The sequence below is a fragment of the Streptomyces sp. NPDC050743 genome, from assembly GCF_044456925.1.
GTDB lineage: Bacteria > Actinomycetota > Actinomycetes > Streptomycetales > Streptomycetaceae > Streptomyces.
This window is the reverse complement of record NZ_JBITGJ010000353.1, coordinates 1-1,006: the sequence shown is the minus strand read 5'-3', so window position 1 is coordinate 1,006 and position 1,006 is coordinate 1. Positions and strand designations below refer to the sequence as shown.

At 67.9% G+C, this 1,006-nt stretch carries 1 pseudogene; it reads right to left on the bottom strand.

The window, feature by feature from the left end:
* Nucleotides 1-938 (bottom strand): annotated as a pseudogene (locus tag ACIBJF_RS53585) (integrase core domain-containing protein); the annotation flags it as partial.
* Nucleotides 939-1,006: the final 68 nt, after the last annotated feature.

The following is a 1,006-nucleotide window of genomic DNA, read 5'->3' as shown; positions in this document are numbered from 1 at the left end:
GTTGTGGTGCCTCTGGTAGGCCGCGAGCACCTGCCGGGCATGCGCCTCTCCCATGACGAGTATGTGGTCGAGTACCTCGCGGCGGAGGCTGCCGATGACGCGCTCGCAGTGGGCGTTCATCCGAGGCGCCCGCGGTGCACTCTTGATCACGTCCAGTTCCTCTGCCTCGAAGACGGCGTCGAACGCCTCGCCGTACTTGCCGTCTCGATCGCGCAGCAGAAACCGCAGGGACTCCATGCGTATCCCGAGGTCGGCGGCGAGATTCCTCGCCTGCTGCACCGTCCACTCCCGGTCGGATGGGCGGTGACGCCGGTGATGCGCAGGCGCCGGGTGTCGTGCTCGAGGAAGGCCAGCGCATAGAGCCGCCTGCCGAGCGCGGTGTCGATGTGGAAGAAGTCCGCCGCAATGATGCCTTCGGCCTGGGCGGTGAGGAACTCACGCCAGGTCGGACCGGAACGACGCGGCGCGGGGTCGAGGCCTGCTGCGTGGAGAATCTCCCACACCGTCGAGGCTGCGATCCGGTGCCCAAGCCGAGCCAACTCTCCTTGGATCCGCCTGTGGCCCCATCGCGGATTCTCGCCGGCAAGTCGCAGTACGAGGCTCTTGAGCGCCGTGGCGGTCGGCGGCCGACCGGTGCGCCTGCGCGCGCTGTAGTCCCACTTCGCGGCGACGAATCGGCGATGCCAGCCGAGCAGGGTGCCCGGAGTGACCGGGAAGACCTCGCGCCAGCGACACCGAGGTATCAGCCCCGACAAGGCAGCAAACCAGAACCGATCGACTGGCTCGTAGCGGACCGGGCTGGCCAGCTGCCGGCGCAGCACCGCGTTCTCGTGGCGCAGGACGAGAAGCTCAGCGTCTTTCGCCGCATCCCCGCGGAGCAGCAACGACGGCAGGGAGAGCAACTTCCGGGTCGCCTTGTACAACAGGGACACGATCATCCGGGCATGCTCCCAGCCGACGAACCGTCACCGCTGCCACCTGCGACGACGACTTTTCGAGCGGCACA